The sequence below is a fragment of the Nocardia sp. NPDC127526 genome (genome assembly GCF_042672265.1).
GTDB lineage: Bacteria > Actinomycetota > Actinomycetes > Mycobacteriales > Mycobacteriaceae > Nocardia.
The window spans coordinates 126,337-143,150 of sequence record NZ_JBHXVO010000021.1 but is presented as its reverse complement, the minus strand read 5'-3'; the positions used below and the strand labels follow the sequence as shown (position 1 = coordinate 143,150).

The 16,814-nt window shown below is 68.0% G+C and carries 18 protein-coding genes; 10 read left to right on the top strand and 8 right to left on the bottom strand.

All coding sequences use genetic code 11. From position 1 onward, the window contains the following. Positions 1–136 precede the first annotated feature (136 nt). The 5 genes from ACFVIV_RS28035 to ACFVIV_RS28015 all read left to right on the top strand — a co-directional run bounded on the left by ACFVIV_RS28035 (position 137) and on the right by ACFVIV_RS28015 (position 4,406). Entirely contained in the window at positions 137–1,705 is a 1,569-nt protein-coding gene (locus ACFVIV_RS28035; protein WP_379201317.1) for an alpha/beta hydrolase, read from the top strand. A 124-nt stretch (positions 1,706–1,829) separates the two neighbouring features. After that, positions 1,830–2,216 (top strand): VOC family protein, encoded by a 387-nt coding sequence (locus ACFVIV_RS28030; RefSeq protein WP_379201315.1) that lies wholly within the window; start codon positions 1,830–1,832, stop codon positions 2,214–2,216. A 17-nt stretch (positions 2,217–2,233) separates the two neighbouring features. Continuing rightward, positions 2,234–2,797 carry a PadR family transcriptional regulator gene (locus ACFVIV_RS28025; protein WP_379201314.1) on the top strand — a complete coding sequence of 188 codons (564 nt, stop codon included), beginning with the start codon at positions 2,234–2,236 and terminating at the stop codon, positions 2,795–2,797. Positions 2,798–2,856: 59 nt separating this feature from the next. Beyond that, positions 2,857–3,414, top strand: a complete 558-nt coding sequence (locus tag ACFVIV_RS28020) for a DUF4396 domain-containing protein (RefSeq protein ID WP_379201312.1) — start codon at positions 2,857–2,859, stop codon at positions 3,412–3,414. Between the two features lie 104 nt (positions 3,415–3,518). Then, positions 3,519–4,406, top strand: a complete 888-nt coding sequence (locus ACFVIV_RS28015; protein ID WP_379201310.1) for a phenylalanine 4-monooxygenase — start codon at positions 3,519–3,521, stop codon at positions 4,404–4,406. 10 nt (positions 4,407–4,416) lie between these two features. Here ACFVIV_RS28015 and ACFVIV_RS28010 read toward each other — a convergent pair whose 3' ends face one another. Continuing rightward, positions 4,417–5,055, bottom strand: a complete 639-nt coding sequence (locus tag ACFVIV_RS28010; RefSeq protein WP_379201308.1) for a TetR family transcriptional regulator — start codon at positions 5,053–5,055, stop codon at positions 4,417–4,419. Then, the gene (locus ACFVIV_RS28005) at positions 5,045–6,559 is read right to left on the bottom strand and encodes an MFS transporter (RefSeq protein ID WP_379201306.1); all 1,515 of its coding nucleotides are present in this window, start codon (positions 6,557–6,559) and stop codon (positions 5,045–5,047) included. The genes ACFVIV_RS28010 and ACFVIV_RS28005 overlap by 11 nt, the downstream gene beginning before the upstream one ends. A gap of 209 nt (positions 6,560–6,768) precedes the next feature. On the opposite strand from ACFVIV_RS28005, the gene ACFVIV_RS28000 reads away from it, so the two are divergent. The 3 genes from ACFVIV_RS28000 to ACFVIV_RS27990 all read left to right on the top strand — a co-directional run bounded on the left by ACFVIV_RS28000 (position 6,769) and on the right by ACFVIV_RS27990 (position 9,958). Next, entirely contained in the window at positions 6,769–7,440 is a 672-nt protein-coding gene (locus ACFVIV_RS28000) for a SnoaL-like polyketide cyclase (protein WP_379201304.1), read from the top strand. Positions 7,441–7,519: 79 nt separating this feature from the next. Beyond that, positions 7,520–8,854 (top strand): D-alanyl-D-alanine carboxypeptidase family protein, encoded by a 1,335-nt coding sequence (locus ACFVIV_RS27995; protein WP_379201302.1) that lies wholly within the window; start codon positions 7,520–7,522, stop codon positions 8,852–8,854. A 90-nt stretch (positions 8,855–8,944) separates the two neighbouring features. Then, entirely contained in the window at positions 8,945–9,958 is a 1,014-nt protein-coding gene (locus ACFVIV_RS27990) for a glycerophosphodiester phosphodiesterase (RefSeq protein ID WP_379201300.1), read from the top strand. On the opposite strand, the gene yhjD is transcribed toward ACFVIV_RS27990, so the two are convergent. From yhjD to ACFVIV_RS27975, 3 genes are all read right to left on the bottom strand, one after another. Continuing rightward, positions 9,955–10,983: an inner membrane protein YhjD gene (gene yhjD / locus ACFVIV_RS27985; RefSeq protein WP_379201298.1), complete on the bottom strand. Its 1,029-nt coding sequence runs from the start codon at positions 10,981–10,983 to the stop codon at positions 9,955–9,957. The two genes, ACFVIV_RS27990 and yhjD, sit on opposite strands and share 4 nt — an antisense overlap. Positions 10,984–11,039: 56 nt before the next feature. Beyond that, positions 11,040–12,065 (bottom strand): tryptophan--tRNA ligase, encoded by a 1,026-nt coding sequence (trpS, locus tag ACFVIV_RS27980; protein WP_379201296.1) that lies wholly within the window; start codon positions 12,063–12,065, stop codon positions 11,040–11,042. A 170-nt stretch (positions 12,066–12,235) separates the two neighbouring features. Then, positions 12,236–13,177, bottom strand: a complete 942-nt coding sequence (locus ACFVIV_RS27975) for an oxygenase MpaB family protein (protein WP_379201294.1) — start codon at positions 13,175–13,177, stop codon at positions 12,236–12,238. 116 nt (positions 13,178–13,293) lie between these two features. Here ACFVIV_RS27975 and ACFVIV_RS27970 point away from each other — a divergent pair, with 116 nt between their 5' ends. Continuing rightward, entirely contained in the window at positions 13,294–13,935 is a 642-nt protein-coding gene (locus ACFVIV_RS27970) for a TetR/AcrR family transcriptional regulator (protein WP_379201292.1), read from the top strand. On the opposite strand, the gene ACFVIV_RS27965 is transcribed toward ACFVIV_RS27970, so the two are convergent. The 3 genes from ACFVIV_RS27965 to ACFVIV_RS27955 are packed head-to-tail and all read right to left on the bottom strand — an operon-like array spanning position 13,932 to position 15,789. Further along, positions 13,932–14,450 carry a barstar family protein gene (locus ACFVIV_RS27965; RefSeq protein WP_379201290.1) on the bottom strand — a complete coding sequence of 173 codons (519 nt, stop codon included), beginning with the start codon at positions 14,448–14,450 and terminating at the stop codon, positions 13,932–13,934. The genes ACFVIV_RS27970 and ACFVIV_RS27965 overlap by 4 nt on opposite strands. After that, on the bottom strand, positions 14,450–14,950 hold the full coding sequence (locus tag ACFVIV_RS27960; RefSeq protein ID WP_379201289.1) for a ribonuclease domain-containing protein: 501 nt from the start codon (positions 14,948–14,950) through the stop codon (positions 14,450–14,452). The genes ACFVIV_RS27965 and ACFVIV_RS27960 overlap by 1 nt, the downstream gene beginning before the upstream one ends. Next, positions 14,947–15,789 carry an exodeoxyribonuclease III gene (locus ACFVIV_RS27955; protein ID WP_379201287.1) on the bottom strand — a complete coding sequence of 281 codons (843 nt, stop codon included), beginning with the start codon at positions 15,787–15,789 and terminating at the stop codon, positions 14,947–14,949. Before ACFVIV_RS27955 ends, ACFVIV_RS27960 begins: the two co-directional genes overlap by 4 nt. A 166-nt stretch (positions 15,790–15,955) precedes the next feature. Here ACFVIV_RS27955 and ACFVIV_RS27950 point away from each other — a divergent pair, with 166 nt between their 5' ends. Beyond that, complete coding sequence (locus ACFVIV_RS27950) at positions 15,956–16,810, top strand: alpha/beta fold hydrolase (RefSeq protein WP_379201285.1); 855 nt, start codon at positions 15,956–15,958, stop codon at positions 16,808–16,810. The last annotated feature ends 4 nt before the right edge of the window (positions 16,811–16,814 follow it).

Here is a 16,814-nt window from a genome sequence, read left to right as displayed (position 1 = left end):
TCGTGCACACCACCCCCACCACGATAGACACCGCCCCCCGCCACTGCGCCCTAACACCCCCCCCACCCCCCCACCACCCCCCCCCCCCCCCATTTTTCGTGGGGGGCGCCCTTCGTTGTTTCGCGGGTGCGGCACAATGGGGACAGGTGCTGATCATTTCGGGGGTCGCGTGTTCCACAGGAAAGATCGATCGGGTTCTCGGGTCGCCGGATGGGGGCGGATGGCGAGTATCGCCGGAGTGATGCTGCTGGCGGCGGGTTGCGGGGTGGGTGAGCAAGCGTCCGACCCGGGGTTGGGGAAGTTCTACAAGCAGAGTGTGGAATGGGGGCCTTGCCAGGACTTCTCGGTCAAGGAGTCGGCTATGAGCGCGGCGGGGATCGAGTGTGCGCGGGTTACTGTGCCGCTCGATTACGATGAGCCGGATGGGGGGACCGCGCGGATTGCGATCTCGCGGTTGGCGGCTCGGGGGGAGCGGGTTGCTTCGTTGCTCACCAATCCTGGTGGGCCGGGTGGGCGGGGGATCATTACGCCGCTGATTTATGCGGAATCGCCGTTGGCGCAACGGTTTGATCTGATCGGGATCGATGTGCGGGGGTTGGGGGCTTCGACGCCCAAGGTGGAGTGCTTGACGCCGGAGGAGCGGCTGGCAGAACGGGCCGATCTGGATGTGGACTATTCGGCGGCCGGTATCGCGCAGACCGAGCGGGAGGAACAGGATCTCGTCGCCAAGTGCGTGGAGCGGAGTGGGGTTGAACTGCTTTCGCATATCGGGACGCGGGAAGTGGTGCGGGACTTCGATATTGTTCGGGCCGTGCTGGGGGACGAGAAGTTGAGCTATTGGGGGCAGTCGTATGGGACTCGCATCGGGTCGATGTTCGCGGAGACGTATCCGGATCGGGTGCGGGCCATGGTGCTCGACGGGCCGGTGGATCCGGGGACCAATATTCTCGATCCGGTGATCTCGGCGCGATCCTTTCAGCTGGCGTTCGAGACCTATGCCGCCGACTGCGTCACGAAACCGGATTGCCCGCTGGGAACGGATCCGGCGCCCGCGCAGACGAGCGCCGCATTGCGCGCGCTGATGCAGCCGCTCATCGACCGGCCCGCCGCCACCGCGGACAGCCGGGGGCTCAGTTATCGGGATGCGCTGAGCGGCGTGCTCAATTCGCTGTACAGCCCGGAGCAGTGGGCCGATCTCACCACGGGGCTGACCGAACTGCGGCAGGGGCGCGGGGACGCCCTGCTCGCCGTGGCCGATCGCATCGAGACCTCCGGATTCATCGAGCGGGATCAGCAGCAAGCGGTGTTCTGCGTCGATGACAGGCGGGTCACCGACCGCGCCGAGGCGGCCGAGCTGGCTCGCCGGGCGACGGAGGCCGCACCGGCCTTCGACGACGGCCGTGGCACGGGCCAGACCTATCTGGATGTGTGCGCGTTCTGGCCGGTCCCCGCCACCTCGCAACCGCACGTGCCGACGGTGTCCGGATTGCCGGAGACCGTCGTCATCGCCACCACCGGCGACCCGGCGACGCCGTACGAGGGCGGGGTCAATCTCGCCCGTGCGCTCGGCTCGACCCTGATCACCTTCGAAGGCAACCAGCACGGCGTCTTCGGCAGCGGTGTGGCCTGCGTCGACGCCCCGGTGATCGAGTATCTGGTCAACCTCACCCCGCCCGCCGAGGGCCTGCGCTGCACCGCCGGCTGAACCGACTCGAGCCGAACCAGAGGCCGTCCCCGTCCGGGGGCGGCCTTCTTTTTTCGGTGGCATCACCGCTCGCGCCGGTGCTACCTTCGGAGGTAGCCAAATTTGGCTAGTTAGGAGATAAGAAATGCCTGGTATTACGCCTTACGTCATGGTCGACGACGCTCAGATCTATCGAAAGTTCCTGGAATCCACCTTCGACGCCGAGATCCCGGTCGCCATCCCGCTCGACTCGGATCCGCGGCGGCTCATCCACGCCGAGGCCCGGATCGGTGAGGGCACACTGTATTTCGCGGACTCCGGACCGACCGGCGGACGGTGCCTCGAGTCACCGTCCGAACCCGTGCACGTGCAGTTGTGGGCCACGGTCCCGGATGCCGAGCGCGCGTTCGAACGGGCGGTCGCGGCGGGGGCGACCCCGGCCCGGGCGGTCGAAACGCAGGAGGATGGGAGCCGGATGGGCGGATTCATGGATCCGTTCGGGACACTGTGGTGGGTGAGCACACCCGCCTGATCGACCGAAGGAGTGCGATGTCCGCGGTACGCCTGCTGGTGCTGGGAGCCGTCCGGCGACGGGGCCGGGTGCACGGTTATCAGGTGCGCACCGATCTCGAATCCTGGGGCGCGCACGAATGGGCGCGCGCCACTTCGGGTTCGGTGTACCACGCCCTGAAAGCGCTGGCCAAGGACGGCCTGCTGCGGGTGCACGACACCGCGCCCAGCGAGGCGGGCGGGCCGCCGCGGATGGAGTACGAGCTGACACAGGAGGGCGAGCAGGCCTATCTCGCCCTCCTGCGCAGTGCGCTGGCCAGCCGCGATCCGCGGCTGGATCTGCTGGCGGCGGCGGTCGGTTTCATCGAGGATCTCCCCCGCGACGCGGCGCTCGCGCTGCTGCGCGAGCGGGCCGCGGAGCTGGCGCAGTGGCGGGCGAGCATTACCGAATACCTGCCGCCGGACACCGATCTCGACACCTGGGGTCCGGTGGGCGAGGTGGTCGGCCTGTGGCTGAACACCGCCGACAGCCGCACGGCGTGGACGAAGCGGCTCATCGACCGGCTCGAGGGCGGAGCCTTCACCATGTCGGGCGAGGAATAGCCGCCGGAATCCGCACAGTGGTTGACACCTTACCCCCCTAAGGTATTAGCCTCGGAGATATGCAGAACGAACACCTGGCACACGGCGACCACGGTTCCCACCATCCCGGCGGCCACGGTGCACCTGCGAACCCCTCAGCGCACGAGGACCACTCGGCCCACACCGGGCACGCCCCCGCCACCTGGAAGATGGCCGCCAGCGCCACTCTGCACTGTCTCACCGGCTGCGCCATCGGCGAGGTGCTCGGCATGGTGATCGGCACCGCCCTGGGCTGGGCGAATATCCCGACCATGGTGCTGGCCATCGTGCTGGCCTTCCTGTTCGGCTACGCCTTCACCCTGCGCAGCGCCCTCGCCGCCGGCCTGGCCTTCGGCGCGGCGGTCTCGGTGGCGCTGGCCGCGGACACCGTCTCCATCACGGTCATGGAGATCGTCGACAATGCCGTGCTGTGGCTGGTCCCCGGCGCCATGCACGCCGGTGTCGGCGACTTCTTGTTCTGGGGCTCGCTGGTTTTCGCGCTCGTGGTCGCCTTCGTGGTCACCACTCCGGTCAACAAGTGGATGATCGGCCGCGGCAAGGGTCATGCGGTGGTGCACTCACTGCACACCGGACACTGAGCTATCCGCTGCCACCAACCCCGCCCAGCCCACTCAACTTGGCAATCTGACAAGCTGAGCGGGCTTTTGTTGTCGCGCGGGTCACACGGTGATTGCATCGAGGTATGTTCACCGAAGCCCAGCTGTACTCGCCGGTGACCACCGGCGCCGACGGTGATGTGACGGTGCATCTGAGCGACGAGCATCCCGGCGTGCACGATCCCGAATATCGTGCCCGCCGCAATGCCATTGCCGCTCTCGCACTGAACTACCGGCCCGGCGCCGCGGTGCCTCAGATCGACTACACCGGCGAGGAACAAGAAGTGTGGCGGATCGTCTCCGCCGAATTGGCGCGCAAGCGCGAGCGCTACGCCAGCGCGGAGGTGATCGAGGCCGCCGCCCGCCTCGGCCTGCCGGGCGATCACATCCCGCAATTGGACGAGGTGACCTCGAAACTGGTGCCGCTCACCGGTTTCCAGTACGTGCCCGCCGCCGGACTGGTGCCGCTGCGGGAGTTCTTCGGTTCCTTCGCCGACCGGATCTTCCACTCCACCCAGTACATCCGGCACCATTCGTTCCCGCTGTACACCCCCGAACCCGATGCCATCCACGAGATCCTGGGCCACGCCAATCAATTGGCGAGTCCCCGCTTCGCCGCCATCTACGAGACCGTCGGCGCGGCCGTCGCCCGGTGCACCACCGATCGGGCCCTGAAGTTCCTGGCCGACGTCTTCTGGTTCTCCATGGAGTTCGGCGTACTGCGGGAGAACGGCGAAGTCCGTTGCTACGGTGCGGGATTGCTGTCCTCGTTCGGCGAGATCGAGGAGTTCCGCCAGGCCGAGCTGCGGCCGCTGAACATTCTGGAGATGGGCACCGCCGTCTACGACATCACCCACTACCAGCCGATTCTCTACTGCGCCGAATCGATCGAGGAGATCGAGGAGGTGGTCGGCGGCTTCTTCGCCACCATGGACGACGAGGTGGTGCGCGAGCTGATCGGCACCGAGGTCTGAAAGCGCCGCTCTAGAGCGGCATCCCGGCCGCGAGGAACCTGATGATCCGGCTGACCTGCGCCGGATCGAAGGGATTGCGGGTCAGGTCCATCAGGACCGCCTGCGCGCCCCCGACCAGCGCGCCGGCCAGGGCCCGCACCTCGAAATCGTCCGGATCCCGGCCGGTGCGCTGCGCGGTCATGTCCGCGATGAGCTGAACATTGCGATCCATTTCCAGCGCCAGCGCGCCGCGCAGCTCGGGGACCGAGCGCACCAGGGCCGCGCGCTCCTGCTCGAATCCGATCTGCTCCGCACCGAGCGAGCGGAACGTGTCGTGCACGGCCCGCTCGAATGCCTCCAGCACCGAGAGGTCCCGGTCCTGCTGGGCGAACTTCTCGACCATGATCGGATCCACGTCGTCAACCAGGACCACCTGCTCCTTCGACGGGAAGTAGCGGAAGAAGGTGCTCGGCGAGACCTCCGCGGCCTCGGCGATCTGCTCCACCGTGGTGGCGGCGTAACCCTGTTCCCGGAACAGCCGGAACGCCTCGGTGCGAATGGTGTGCCGGGTGCGTTCCTTCTTCCGCTCCCGCAGCGTCGGCTTGCCGGCCGCCCGTTTCGGGCGGGCGGGCGCGGCCGCTAGGGCGGGTTTCGACGACTCAACCGGCATGCACAGATTCTGCCGCATCGGGTTGCATCGGTTTGAGCTCCCGCACCGGCCGGGTGAGCAGCGGGGCGAGCGCCGTCACCAGCAGCGTGACGGCCGCGCAGGCCCACAGCATGGCGCTCATGCCGCCGGTGAAGGCGGTCTGCACGTGTTCAAGCACGCCCGCGTCGCCGCTCTGCTCGGCCACCGCGACCCCGGCATTGACGCCGTCGGCAATGGGATCGCGGTTCAGCTCACCGAGTTCGGACCGGTACTGCGTGGACAGCACCGTGCCGAGCACGGCCACGCCGATGGTGCCCGCCGCCTGCCGCACCGCCTGCAGCAGTCCCGATCCGGAGCCGGCCCGCTCGGCGCTGAGATCGCTCATGGCCAGGCCCATGGCGGTCGGCATGACGAATCCCATGCCCATGCCCAGCACGGTGAGCGAGGTCGCCGCGAGACCGTAACCTCTGTCGGCGGTGATCAGCGCTCCGAGCACGAGTCCCACTGTGAGCAGGGCGAATCCGGTGGTGATCGCCACGCGCGCGCCGGTCTTGGGCAGCAGCTTGTCCACCACCCGGGTGCCGATGAGCAGCCCGCCGATCAGCGGCAGCAGACGCAGGCCGCTGCCGAGCGCATCGGCGCCGAGCACCGCCTGGAAGTACTGCGGCATGGTGAAGAACAGGCCGAACATGGCGAAGTTGATGACGACCATATACAGAGTGCCCCAACGGAATCCGGGCGCGGCGAACAGTCCCGTATCGACCAGCGGGTGTGCGGCCCGGCGCTGCCACAGCGCGAATCCGGCCAGCAGCGCCACCCCGGCCGCGACGGCGAGCCAGGCCGGGCCGTTGCCCCAGCCTTCCTCGCCGAGCCGGATGAAGCCGTAGGTGAAGCCGAGCATTCCGGCGGCCGACAGCACGACACCGGGCAGATCGATGCGGAAGACGTTCTCGCTGCGCGATTCCGGCACCAGCAGCGCCACCGCGATCGCACCGACGATGACCAGCGGCACATTGAGCAGGAAGACCGAGCCCCACCAGAAGTTCTGCAGCAGCCAGCCGCCCACGATCGGGCCGAGCGGCAGGCCGATGGCGGTCGAGGTGATCCACACGGTCAGCGCGCGTTGCCGTTCCGCGGGATCCGGGAACAGGCCCGGCAGCACCGCCATGGACAGCGGCATCATGGCCGCCGCCCCGATGCCGAGCACGGCGCGGGCGGCGATGAGCTGCCCGGAGGTGGCGGCGAAGGCGCAGGCCACCGAGGCCACCCCGAAGACCAGCAGCGCCGCCAGCAGGACCTTCTTGCGCCCGTAGCGGTCGCCGAGGGCGCCCGCGGGCAGCATCACCGCGGCGAGCGCCAGCGTGTAGGCGCTGCTGAACCACTGCAGCGCGCCGGTGCCGGCGTTCAGATCACCGGCCAGGGTCGGCAGCGCCACGGTCAGCACGGTCACGTCGAGCCCGATGGTCAGCATGGCCACCGCCAGGGCGCCCAGGGCCAGCCAGCGGCGTACGCCGGGAGCTTTCATGACAGTTCCAGTCAGTTGAATGATGGTCGATAATGAGAGAGTCTCTCATTTGCAACCCTCTGTCAAACAGTGCCGTATCACGGGTCCCCGCGGTCGTACTCGTCAGGGCGATACAGATGCCGAGACAGCACGCCCGCCAACTGCTAGCTTCATCCGGATCCGTTCGAATTCACGGATCCCCCAACAGGTCTGGACAACTGAGGCTCTAAATGACCGACCAAGCAACAGAACCCGCTCAAACGCCTTTGCATCTGCAAGGCCGCGACGCCGTAATCGCCGCTGCCGCACCGGAAGACTGGCGCGCGGAGGCCCCTGAATACCACTTGAGCAAGACGGTGATGCCGGCCGAGCGCACCACCGCGCACGCCGCCGATTCGCTCGAGCACATTGTCGAAGAGCTCGTGAAGGTCTTCGAGATGGAGGTCTCGCACAAGAAGGACCCCGCGAAGTGGGTCTCCCTGGTGGCCGAGCACTACCGCGGCCGCGTCAACGGCGGCCCCTGGCAGGATGCCGAGGAGTTCGCCCGCATCGGCTCCTACAACATCCTGATCGGCGAGAACCCGTACTACGACGTCGCCGGCGAAACCTTCGAGTCCTCGCACGACATCTTCCACACGGCCTTCCCGGGCGGCTTCTTCTGGGAGGTCCTGGAGGTGCTGGCCGGGCCGCCGACCGTCACCTTCAAGTGGCGGCACTGGGGCAAGTACACCGGTGCATACCGGGGTCATCAGCCCACCGGCGAGACCATCGAGATGACCGGCATCACCATCGCCAAGGTGAGCGAGGATCTGCGCATCCTCGAACTCGAGCACTTCTACGACAACAACAAGCTGCTCGGCCCGCTGGCGCACGGCTGTCCGGTCGCCAAGAGCACGGAATAGTTCCAGCTCGGGGTCTTTTCCGCCCGACGCCCCTGACCTGCGGCTCGCGGTCGGGGGCCACCGCTTAAGCTCAGACTCGATGAGCATCCGCAGGCTTTCGCGCCACGATCCCAGTCCGGCCCCGCGCCTCCGTCGCCGGCCCCGCGCCGTCCGCACCGCCGCCCTGCTCGCGGCGGGGCTCACCGCATTCACCGTTAGCGCGTTCGCGCCGTTACCCGGTGCGACGGCGCAACCGCCCACCAGCACAACGCCGTTCACGACGCCGAATACCGACGACTGCCCGAACAAGACCACTCCCCCGCCGCCCGTCGATACCTCCGAGGTGCCCGCGCCGGGCGAATCCGCCCCGGCCGCACTGCCGATTCCGGCCTCGCCCATCGGCGGGAAGCAGCTCGGCGGCTGCGGTCTCGTGCTGCCCTCGGGCGCCGGGCAGGCGCCCGAGGGGATTTCGGCCACCGCCTGGATGGTCTCGGATCTGGATACCGGAAAAGTGCTGGCCGCCAAGGATCCTCACGGCCGCTACCGACCCGCCTCCACCATCAAGGTGCTGCTGGCCGCGGTCGCCCTGCGCACCCTCGACCCGAACAAGGTGGTGACCGGCACCCAGGAGGACGCGAATGTGGACGGCACCCGCGTCGGCATCGGGCCGGGCGGGCGCTACACCAATCGGCAGCTGTTCCAGGCGCTCATCATGGCGTCGGGAAATGATGCCGCGCATGCCATCGCCGCCCAGCTCGGCGGTGACGACGCCGCGGTCGCCAAGATGAACGCGCGCGCGAAACAGTTGCAGGCCTTGGATACTCGCGCCGCCACGCCTTCGGGGCTGGACGGCCCGGGCATGAGCACCTCGGCCTACGACCTGTCGGTGCTGTTCCGCGATGCCATGAGTATTCCGTTGTTCGCCGAGCTGATTCACACCGAACAGGTCGACTTCCCGGGCTATCCGGCGGATCCGAAGATTCCCGGCGACGAGGACCGACCGGGCTACCCCATCGGCAACGACAATCACCTGCTCTACAACTACGAGGGCGCGCTCGGCGGCAAGACCGGATTCACCGACGACTCCCGCCAGACCTTCGTGGCCGCCGCCGAACGCAATGGCCGTCGCCTGGCGGTCACCCTGTTGAAGGCCGAGGTGCAGCCGCTGCGGCCGTGGGAGCAGGCGGCGAAGCTGCTCGATTACGGTTTCGCGCTGCCCGCGAGCGCGAACGTGGGCACGCTGCCCGATGGCGAGACCGATACCAGGGCCGCGGATTCGACTGCGGCACTGGCCACTCCGCCGCTGGCCGGCGCCGACGACCCCGGCCCCTCCGAATCGAACCGCAATGACCTGCAGATGACGCTGATCGTCGGCGCGGTGATCATGGTGCTGGTTTTACTGGCCGGAGCCCATCGTCTGACCCGGCCGCGTTGATGCGAAGTATTTACCCGGAATCGGTTGTGAGCGACCGTCCAGCATGGTGATCTTGTCACCGGTTTCTCGACAACAGGAGTTTCCCCACCGGTGAAGAAGTCTCTGATCGCCCTGGCCGCCGCGCTCACCGCGACGACCGTGCTCGCCCTCCCCGACGCCGCCGCCGCGCCCGCGCCCGAATTCGATCTGCAAGCGCATCGCGGCGGACGCGGGCTGGTGGTCGAGAACACGCTGCCGGCCTTCGCCAATGCCCTCGACCTCGGGGTGAGCACCCTCGAACTGGATGTGCAGATCACCGCCGACGGCCGGGACGTCATCGGGCACGATGCCACCATCAGCAGCGGCACCTGTGCGGACACCCAGCCGGTCACCCCGGGCGATCCGAAGTACCCGTATGTCGGAAAGCGGGTCAAGGATCTGACTTTCGCGCAGGTGCGCACCCTCGACTGCGGTTCCAAGGCGCAGGCGAGCTATCCGGGCCAGCGCACCGCGCCCGGCGCGCGGATGCCGACCCTGGACGAGGTCTTCACCCTCGCCAGATCCCGTGCGGCGCATACCGTCAAATTCAATATCGAGCTCAAGACCGATCCGGAGGGCAAGGAGACCGCGACCCGGGAGGTGTTCGCCGAGCGGGTGGTGCAGGAGATCCGCAAGGCGAGCATGGGCGATCGCTCCCTCATTCAGAGCTTCGACTGGGGCGCGCTCAAGGTCATGCGCCGGGTCGAGCCGAGCCTGCCGCTGTACGCGCTGACCGAGCCGACCAAGGTCTATCCGTTCTCCCCGTGGCTGGGCGGGGTGAGCCTGCTCGAACACGGCGGCAGCCTGGTGAAGGCCGCGAAATCCTTCGGGGCGACGGCGCTTTCGCCGGTGTACGCGCTGCCGCCGACCGGCACCATGAACGTCCCGGTGGTCACCAAGTGGATGGTGGACGAGGCGCACGCCAACGACATGCTCATCGTGCCGTGGACCGTCAATGACACGGACGCCATGACCATGCTGCTGGACAAGGGCGTGGACGGCATCATCACCGACTACCCGGACCTGCTGCGCGAGGTCATGGCCGACCGCGGAATGCCGCTGCCGCCGACGTATCCGGGACGCTAGCGACGCCGGCGCGCAGCCGAAATCAGGCCCCCGGCAACGGCTCCCGCGCCGAACAGCGCCGCCCCCGTCCCGGCCGAGAGCCCCGGTCCCTGCACCCTGGGTTCGATAATGGCCGGGGCGGGGACCGGAATATCCGCCGCCACTTCGTTTTCCGTCGCCGTGGCCGCCCAGGCCGTGGCGAACAGGATGATGCGCGCGGTGATGTAGCTGAACACCATCAGGCCGATGATCGGCCCGAACGCCACCCCGGCGGGACTGGTGACCACCGCCTTCAGCACCACCGAGGCCAGCTGCTTGAACACCTCGAAGGCCACGGCCGCGAACAGCGCCGCCTTGGCCGCACTGCGCAGCGTCACCGGATGCCGCGGCATGCGGGCGATGATGTAGGTCAGCACCGCCCAGTTCGCCAGAATGGCCAGCAGCAGCGACACCACCACCAGCAGCACCGTGATCGGCGTCGATTCCCCGATGCCGAGCCAGTCCATGACGTGATCGATCAAGCCGCTGGACGCCACCACCGACAGCCCGATCGACACCGCGATGGCCAGGAACAGCCCGAACAACGCCCCCAGATCGGAGAGCTTGTTCAGCGCCCAATTGCGTTCCGGCGCCTTCTGATCCCACTGCTCGGTGAGCGCGGCCCGCAGATTGGCGATCCAGCCCAGTCCGGCATAGGCCCCGGCCGCCAGGCCGATCACGCCGACGCTGGTGCGTGAGCGCACCGCCTGATTGATCAGATCGTTGATCTGCTCCCCCGCCGAGCCCGGAATGTTCTCCACGATCTTGGCCTGCATCTCGGTGAGCAGATCGGGATTGCGGGACAGCACGAAGCCCGCCACCGCGAATCCGATCATCAGCAGCGGGAACAGCGACAGCACCGTGAAATACGTGATGCCCGCGGCGTAGTAGTCACCACGCTGCCGCTGATACCGGCCCGCCGCGCGCACGACATGGTCGAGCCAATGCCGCTTCTGCACCTCACGTTCGATCCACGCCCGGACCGAATCGACGACCTTGCCGAACACCGCCCACCTCCGCACTGCCTGTCAGCATCGATATGCCCGGCGCACGGCGGACCGAATCAGCGGGTCAGGAAACCGACCCGCTCGTACACCTGCGCGAGAGTCCTACCGGCGACCTCACGCGCCCGCTCCGCGCCGGCTGCGAGGATGCGGTCGAGTTCGCCCTGGTCGGACATATACTCTGTCACCTTCGCCTGCAGCGGGGTGACAAATTCGACCAGCGCGTCGGCGGTGTCTGACTTGAGATCGCCGTAGCCCTTGCCCTGATAGTTCTCTTCCAGGGTGACGATCGGGGTCTCGGTGAGCGAGCTCAGGATGACCAGCAGATTGCTCACGCCCGGCTTGGTCTCCGGGTCGTAGCGGATCTCGCGTTCGGTATCGGTGACCGCGGAGCGGATCTTCTTGGCCGACGCCTTGGGATCGTCGAGCAGATTGAGCAGACCGGCGTCGCTGGAGGCCGACTTGCTCATCTTCGAGGTCGGATCCTGCAGGTCGTAGATCTTGGCGGTGCCGCTCACAATATGCGCCTCGGGCACCACGAAGGTCTTCTTGAAGCGAGTGTTGAAGCGCTGCGCCAGGTTTCGGGTCAGCTCCAGGTGCTGGCGCTGATCCTCGCCGACCGGCACCAGCTGTGCGCGGTAGAGCAGGATGTCGGCGGCCATGAGCACCGGGTAGGTGAACAGGCCGACGGTCGCGTTGTCCGAACCCTGCTTGACCGACTTGTCCTTGAACTGGGTCATCCGGCTGGCCTCGCCGAAACCGGTGATGCACTGCAGCACCCAGGTCAGCTCGGCGTGCTCGGGCACCTGGGACTGCACGAACAAGGTCGACCGCTTGGGGTCGACGCCGATGGCGAGCAGCTGCGCGGCCGCGAGCTTGGTGCTGTAGAGCAGCTGCTTCGGATCCTGCGGCACCGTGATGGCGTGCATGTTCGGGATGAAGTAGAAGGCGTCGTAGTCGTCCTGCATCCCGACCCAATACTGCACCGCGCCAAGGTAGTTGCCGAGGTGGAAGGACGAGCCGGTCGGCTGGATCCCGGACAGGACCCGCTGCTTGCGCTCAGCGGTGGGTGCAGGACTGGACATGCTCCGATCTTCCCATGACCCTCAAGCCGAATTGCGCACGGTGCCCAATTTGCCTGCGCTTCGCTCCGGCGGATGCGCGGCCCTGCAAGCTCGGTCTTCCCTCCTCCGCTCCTCCGCTTCGCTCCCCCGCTACGTCAGTCCAGACCGAGCCGGGCCGCGCATCTCCACCGTCAGCTCACCCGGGCCGCACGAGGAAGGGGATCGACTCCGGGCATACTTGGGCGTCCTGAGCTGACCAATTGCTGCTCGCGGCGGGTCAGCAGGCGGTACATGGGGTGGCTGGGGCCGGCGAGGGTGCGGCGCAGCGGGGACGGGACCAGCGGCGGGGCGATGTGCGCGGTGCGGATGGCCTGGGCCAGGCCGCGGTAGGCGACCTCCTCGCGAATGCCCCAGCGCAGGTCGTACATGGTGCGGATGCGGGGCGGGAGGCTGCCCTGGACGAGCAGGGCGAAGCCGCCGAAGGCCTGCTGGAACGGTGTGGGCAGGGGGTTGGCGACGCGCTGGCCCATGAGGTAGGAGCCGACCAGTTTGGCTTCCTCGGTGAGGAAGAGCTCGTCGGAGGCGAGGTAGGCGTCGTAGTCGCGGCGGAATGCCGCGTAGGTGCTCGGCGCGGCCTCGCGGGGCATGCCGAACAGCTCGGCCCAGCGCACGTAGTCCTGGTAGAGGCCCTCGCGCTCGCCCCGGGTGAGCTTGCGGACCAGCAGGTCGTGCATGACCTCGGCGGAGTCGAAGGTGAAGGCCATGGTCATGAACATGAGCTTCGGATCGCGGGCGGAGTAGCGGGTGCCCGCCGGATGGTGCTCGCCCGCGTGCTCGGGCAGCGCGCCCTCGACCGGGGCGTGCCGCTTGCGGGTGAAGGCGATGGCGCGATCGGCTTCGGCCTTGGTGCCCAGCGAGACCGCCTCGAACAGCCGGCCGGTGAGCGCGAGCCGGGTGTAGGGGGTGGTCCGGTGGTTGGTGTTCTCGGCGGTGCCGACATAGAGCAGCGGATGCACGGCTCCGATCACCAGCGCGCGCTGGCCGTAGGTGAGTCCCACCGCCCGTTTGCGCATGACGCGCCGGATCATCGAATCGTCGGAGAAGTATCCGGGCGCGGCCGACTGTGCAGGCATCGTTGCCTCCTCACGCAGGGTGTGACGCGGAGCACCGCATCCGACATCAGGGTCCCGCACTTCGCCACATCTGGCAAGAGGCTCTACCAGAATCGCTACCGTGCCAGAATCGAGTCGTGACCGGCCAACGGACCTATGGCGGCGTCTCCGCGGAGGAACGCCGCGCCCAGCGCCGCGCCGCCCTCCTCGATGCCGCGCTCGACATACTCGGCAGCCAGGGCATCGACAAGCTCACGGTCTCGGCCCTGTGCGCCGGAGCCGGACTGAACGAGCGCTACTACTACGAGAACTTCGACGGCCGCGACGCCGTCATCTCCGCGCTGTTCGACTCCCTCGCCGAGGAGCTCGCCGCCGCCCTGCTGGCCGCCCTGCACACCGCGCCCGGCACCACGCGCGGCAAGGCGCACGCCGCCATCACCGCGGGCATCGGCGTCCTCACCGACGATCCGCGCAAGGCGCGGGTGGCCCTGCTGGTCAGCTCCGCGAGCCCCGAACTGCACACCCGCACCGTGCACACCATCCAGGCCTTCGCGAATCTCGTTGCCGCCGAGGGCATCGACTTCTACGGCCTGACCGAGGACACCCCGGATCCGGCCATCACCTTCCGCGCCACCTACCTGGTCGGCGGCCTGGTGCAGACGCTCACCGCCTGGTTACAGGGCGAACTGCCGATGAGCCGGGACGAGCTCATCGAGCACACCACGGATGTTTTCGTACTGCTCGGCGAGGACCTGGCCCAGCACTACCGGCAGTCCTAGGCCCGGATATCCCCGTCGAAAGTCAGTGGAATCGCGGTGATTCCGGGCGGCGCGGCGTCCTGGAACACGACCCGGAAGGCCACGCCCCGCCCGGCCCAATAGGCTGCGGCATCATCCATGGCCTCGGCGAACCACGCGCGCTCATCGGGCTGATCATCCAGCAGCAGTGCGGCATTGCGCACCACGATCACGTATCCCGGCGCGGGACCGACGAATTCGTCGAGATCGCGCAGGCATTCGTCGAAGGCGTCCTTGTTCGCGCCGAAGTAGTAGGGGAACTGAAGGGCGGCGGCGAACTCGTCGAAAAGCTCCGCGTCGCTGCGCATCTTGCGACCGCGGAGCTCGCGCGAGAGGTACCCGTCGGGCAGTTGACCGCGCACCCCGGAGAATTCGGCCGCGCCGACCGGCAGGACGCCGAGCACCGGGACGGCCGCGGGACGAGCCGCGGCACGGCCGGTGCCGGTGGCAGACCGGGGCGCGGAGAGGAACTGCGAGAGCGGCAGGGGCTCGGTCATCAGCGCATCCTCGTGAAGGTGTCGTAGTGATCGGAGGTGTAGTACGCGGAGCCGTCACTGCCGGTGACTATGCGCTCCGCACCCCGATCCTGGCCGCGGCGCTTGGGATTGACGTCCCATTCCTGATAGGTGATGCGCTTGCCCGCCGCATCCGTGGCGGGCAGTGCGCGATTGCGGTTGAAGTACGTCTCACCGCCCTGCGTGCCGGGCGCATTGGCGGATTCGGGCCAGCGCCCGGCGTCGATCTCGACGAGAGTCTGATAGGCCCGATCCGGAACGCCCGGGGCGCGGGACGGCACGGCGGTGGGCTGCCCGGCCGGCGCTGTCGTCTTGCCGCCGGGCGCGGTGGTCTTGCCCGGCGCCGTCGAAGTCACCGCGGCCCGTGGGTTTTTGGTGTCACCGGGCTGATCGCCGCCCCGCGTGGCCAGAAAGCCGACCACCAGCAGCGCCGCCAGCACCCCGATCATGAGCCAGGCGCGCACGCGCGGCGAGATCGTCACTTGTACTGCACCGTGACGGGCGCGTGGTCGGACCAGCGCTCGGCATAGGTGGCGGCCTTCTCCACCACGGCCTGCTTGGCGCGACCGGCGATCTCGCCGCGGGCCAGCTGATAGTCGATGCGCCAGCCGGCGTCGTTGTCGAAGGCGCGGCCGCGGTAGGAGTGCCAGCTGTACGGGCCCGGCACGCCCGGATGCAGGTCGCGCACCACGTCCGCATAACCGGCGGCCAGCATCGAAGAGACCCAGGCGCGTTCCTGCGGCAGGAAGCCGGCGTTCTTGATGTTGCCCTTCCAGTTCTTGATGTCCAGTTCGGTGTGCGCCACGTTCCAGTCGCCCATGATGACGAAATCGCGGGTCATGGCGGTCATGCGGGCGCCGACGGCGTCGAGGAAACGGTACTTCTCGTCCTGCATGGGGGTGTCGGCCTCGCCGGTGTGCACGTAGACGCTGGCAATGGTGAGGTCGTCGAAATCCGCTTCGACATAGCGGCCGGTGGCGGCGAATTCCTCGACGGGGCACCAGGTTCCGTCGCGGTCCACGCCGATGCCGACGCGCACGGCGTCGGGTTCGCGCCGGGACAGGATGGCGACGCCGGCGCGGCCCTTCACGCCCGGTTCGGCGTGGCTGAGGAACCAGCCCGCGTCCAGGGCCGGGGCCAGGGACTTTCGGGTTTGCTCATCGGTCGCGCGGGTTTCCTGGAGGCAGATGATGTCGGCTTCGGTGCTCGCCAGCCAGGCCAAGAGGCCGTTGTCCTTGCCGGAGGCCGCCCGCACGCCGTTCACATTGACCGTGGAGATGGTCCCGGAGTAGGTGCTGGAGCGCGCTGGCTGGGAGATCATGGCCCAAATCATGCCTCATTCACCCGGGGATCCGGTGAGAGGCCGCGCCCAGACACGGCTTGGCCACACCTGCTCGCCGGACGTGATGCATGTCATACCGCGGCCGTAGAATTCGGCTTATCCACACTTCCCCGCGGACATCGAGGTCCAGGAAGGGGTGACGACGATGACGTCCGGCACCACCAAGCCCACCGTCGGCCTCGCGCCCATCAGCGCGCTGCACACCGGCTCCGGTGATCCGCTGCTGCTGTTACACGGGTTCATGATGTCGCCGCACTGCTGGGAGCAGGTCGCGCAACGCATGGCCGGGCACTGTGAAGTGTTCGCGCCAGCCTTCACCGGGCATTGGGGCGGGCCCGATTTCGAAGGCTGGTATCTGGACGTCAGCCTGCTGGCCGACAAGATCGAGGATCAGCTCGATGAAATGGGCTGGCGCACCTGCCATATCGCCGGGAATTCGCTGGGCGCCTGGGTCGGATTCGAGCTGGCGCGCCGCGGGCGGGCCCGCACCCTCACCGCCATCGCCCCGGCGGGCGGCTGGAAGAACCCGTCCACCCTGCAATTCCGGGTCGGGCTGAAATTCCTGTCGCTGGTGCCGTTCGTGGAGATCGGCCGGCGGCTGCCGCGCGCCATCTCCTACAGCGCCCCGGTCCGGCTGGCGGCCGCGCTCATCCTCAGCAAGAACACCGCCGCCGCACCCCGCCGCGGCATCGAGGCCGCCATCACCTCGGCCCTGCACTGCAAAGCCATGCTGCCCATGCTGGCGGGCGGGCTGCGCGCCCCCGCCCTGGACGATCTGTCGACCCTGCGGGTGCCGGTGCGCCTGCTCATGTGCGAACACGACCGCATCATCCCGAACCGCGTGTACGCCAAGCGCTTCCTGCAAGAACTGCCCGATTCGGCCGACCGCATCATGATCCACGATGTCGGGCACGTGCCGATGCTGGAGGCGCCCGACCGCATCGCCACCCTGATCGCCGAACACGTCTACGCCAGCCGCACCCGGCTACGCGCCGTCTGAGGCG

Bases quoted from the DNA above. Each gene is read 5' to 3' on its own strand.
- ACFVIV_RS27995 (WP_379201302.1), top strand. From the start codon at position 7,520: ATGAGCATCCGCAGGCTTTCGCGCCACGATCCCAGTCCGGCCCCGCGC.
- ACFVIV_RS28000 (WP_379201304.1), top strand. From the start codon at position 6,769: ATGACCGACCAAGCAACAGAACCCGCTCAAACGCCTTTGCATCTGCAA.
- ACFVIV_RS28015 (WP_379201310.1), top strand. From the start codon at position 3,519: ATGTTCACCGAAGCCCAGCTGTACTCGCCGGTGACCACCGGCGCCGAC.
- ACFVIV_RS28010 (WP_379201308.1), bottom strand. From the start codon at position 5,055: ATGCCGGTTGAGTCGTCGAAACCCGCCCTAGCGGCCGCGCCCGCCCGC.
- ACFVIV_RS27975 (WP_379201294.1), bottom strand. From the start codon at position 13,177: ATGCCTGCACAGTCGGCCGCGCCCGGATACTTCTCCGACGATTCGATG.
- ACFVIV_RS27950 (WP_379201285.1), top strand. From the start codon at position 15,956: ATGACGTCCGGCACCACCAAGCCCACCGTCGGCCTCGCGCCCATCAGC.
- ACFVIV_RS28030 (WP_379201315.1), top strand. From the start codon at position 1,830: ATGCCTGGTATTACGCCTTACGTCATGGTCGACGACGCTCAGATCTAT.
- ACFVIV_RS28025 (WP_379201314.1), top strand. From the start codon at position 2,234: ATGTCCGCGGTACGCCTGCTGGTGCTGGGAGCCGTCCGGCGACGGGGC.
- ACFVIV_RS27965 (WP_379201290.1), bottom strand. From the start codon at position 14,450: ATGACCGAGCCCCTGCCGCTCTCGCAGTTCCTCTCCGCGCCCCGGTCT.
- ACFVIV_RS28005 (WP_379201306.1), bottom strand. From the start codon at position 6,559: ATGAAAGCTCCCGGCGTACGCCGCTGGCTGGCCCTGGGCGCCCTGGCG.
- ACFVIV_RS27955 (WP_379201287.1), bottom strand. From the start codon at position 15,789: ATGATCTCCCAGCCAGCGCGCTCCAGCACCTACTCCGGGACCATCTCC.
- trpS (WP_379201296.1), bottom strand. From the start codon at position 12,065: ATGTCCAGTCCTGCACCCACCGCTGAGCGCAAGCAGCGGGTCCTGTCC.
- ACFVIV_RS28035 (WP_379201317.1), top strand. From the start codon at position 137: ATGGGGACAGGTGCTGATCATTTCGGGGGTCGCGTGTTCCACAGGAAA.
- ACFVIV_RS28020 (WP_379201312.1), top strand. From the start codon at position 2,857: ATGCAGAACGAACACCTGGCACACGGCGACCACGGTTCCCACCATCCC.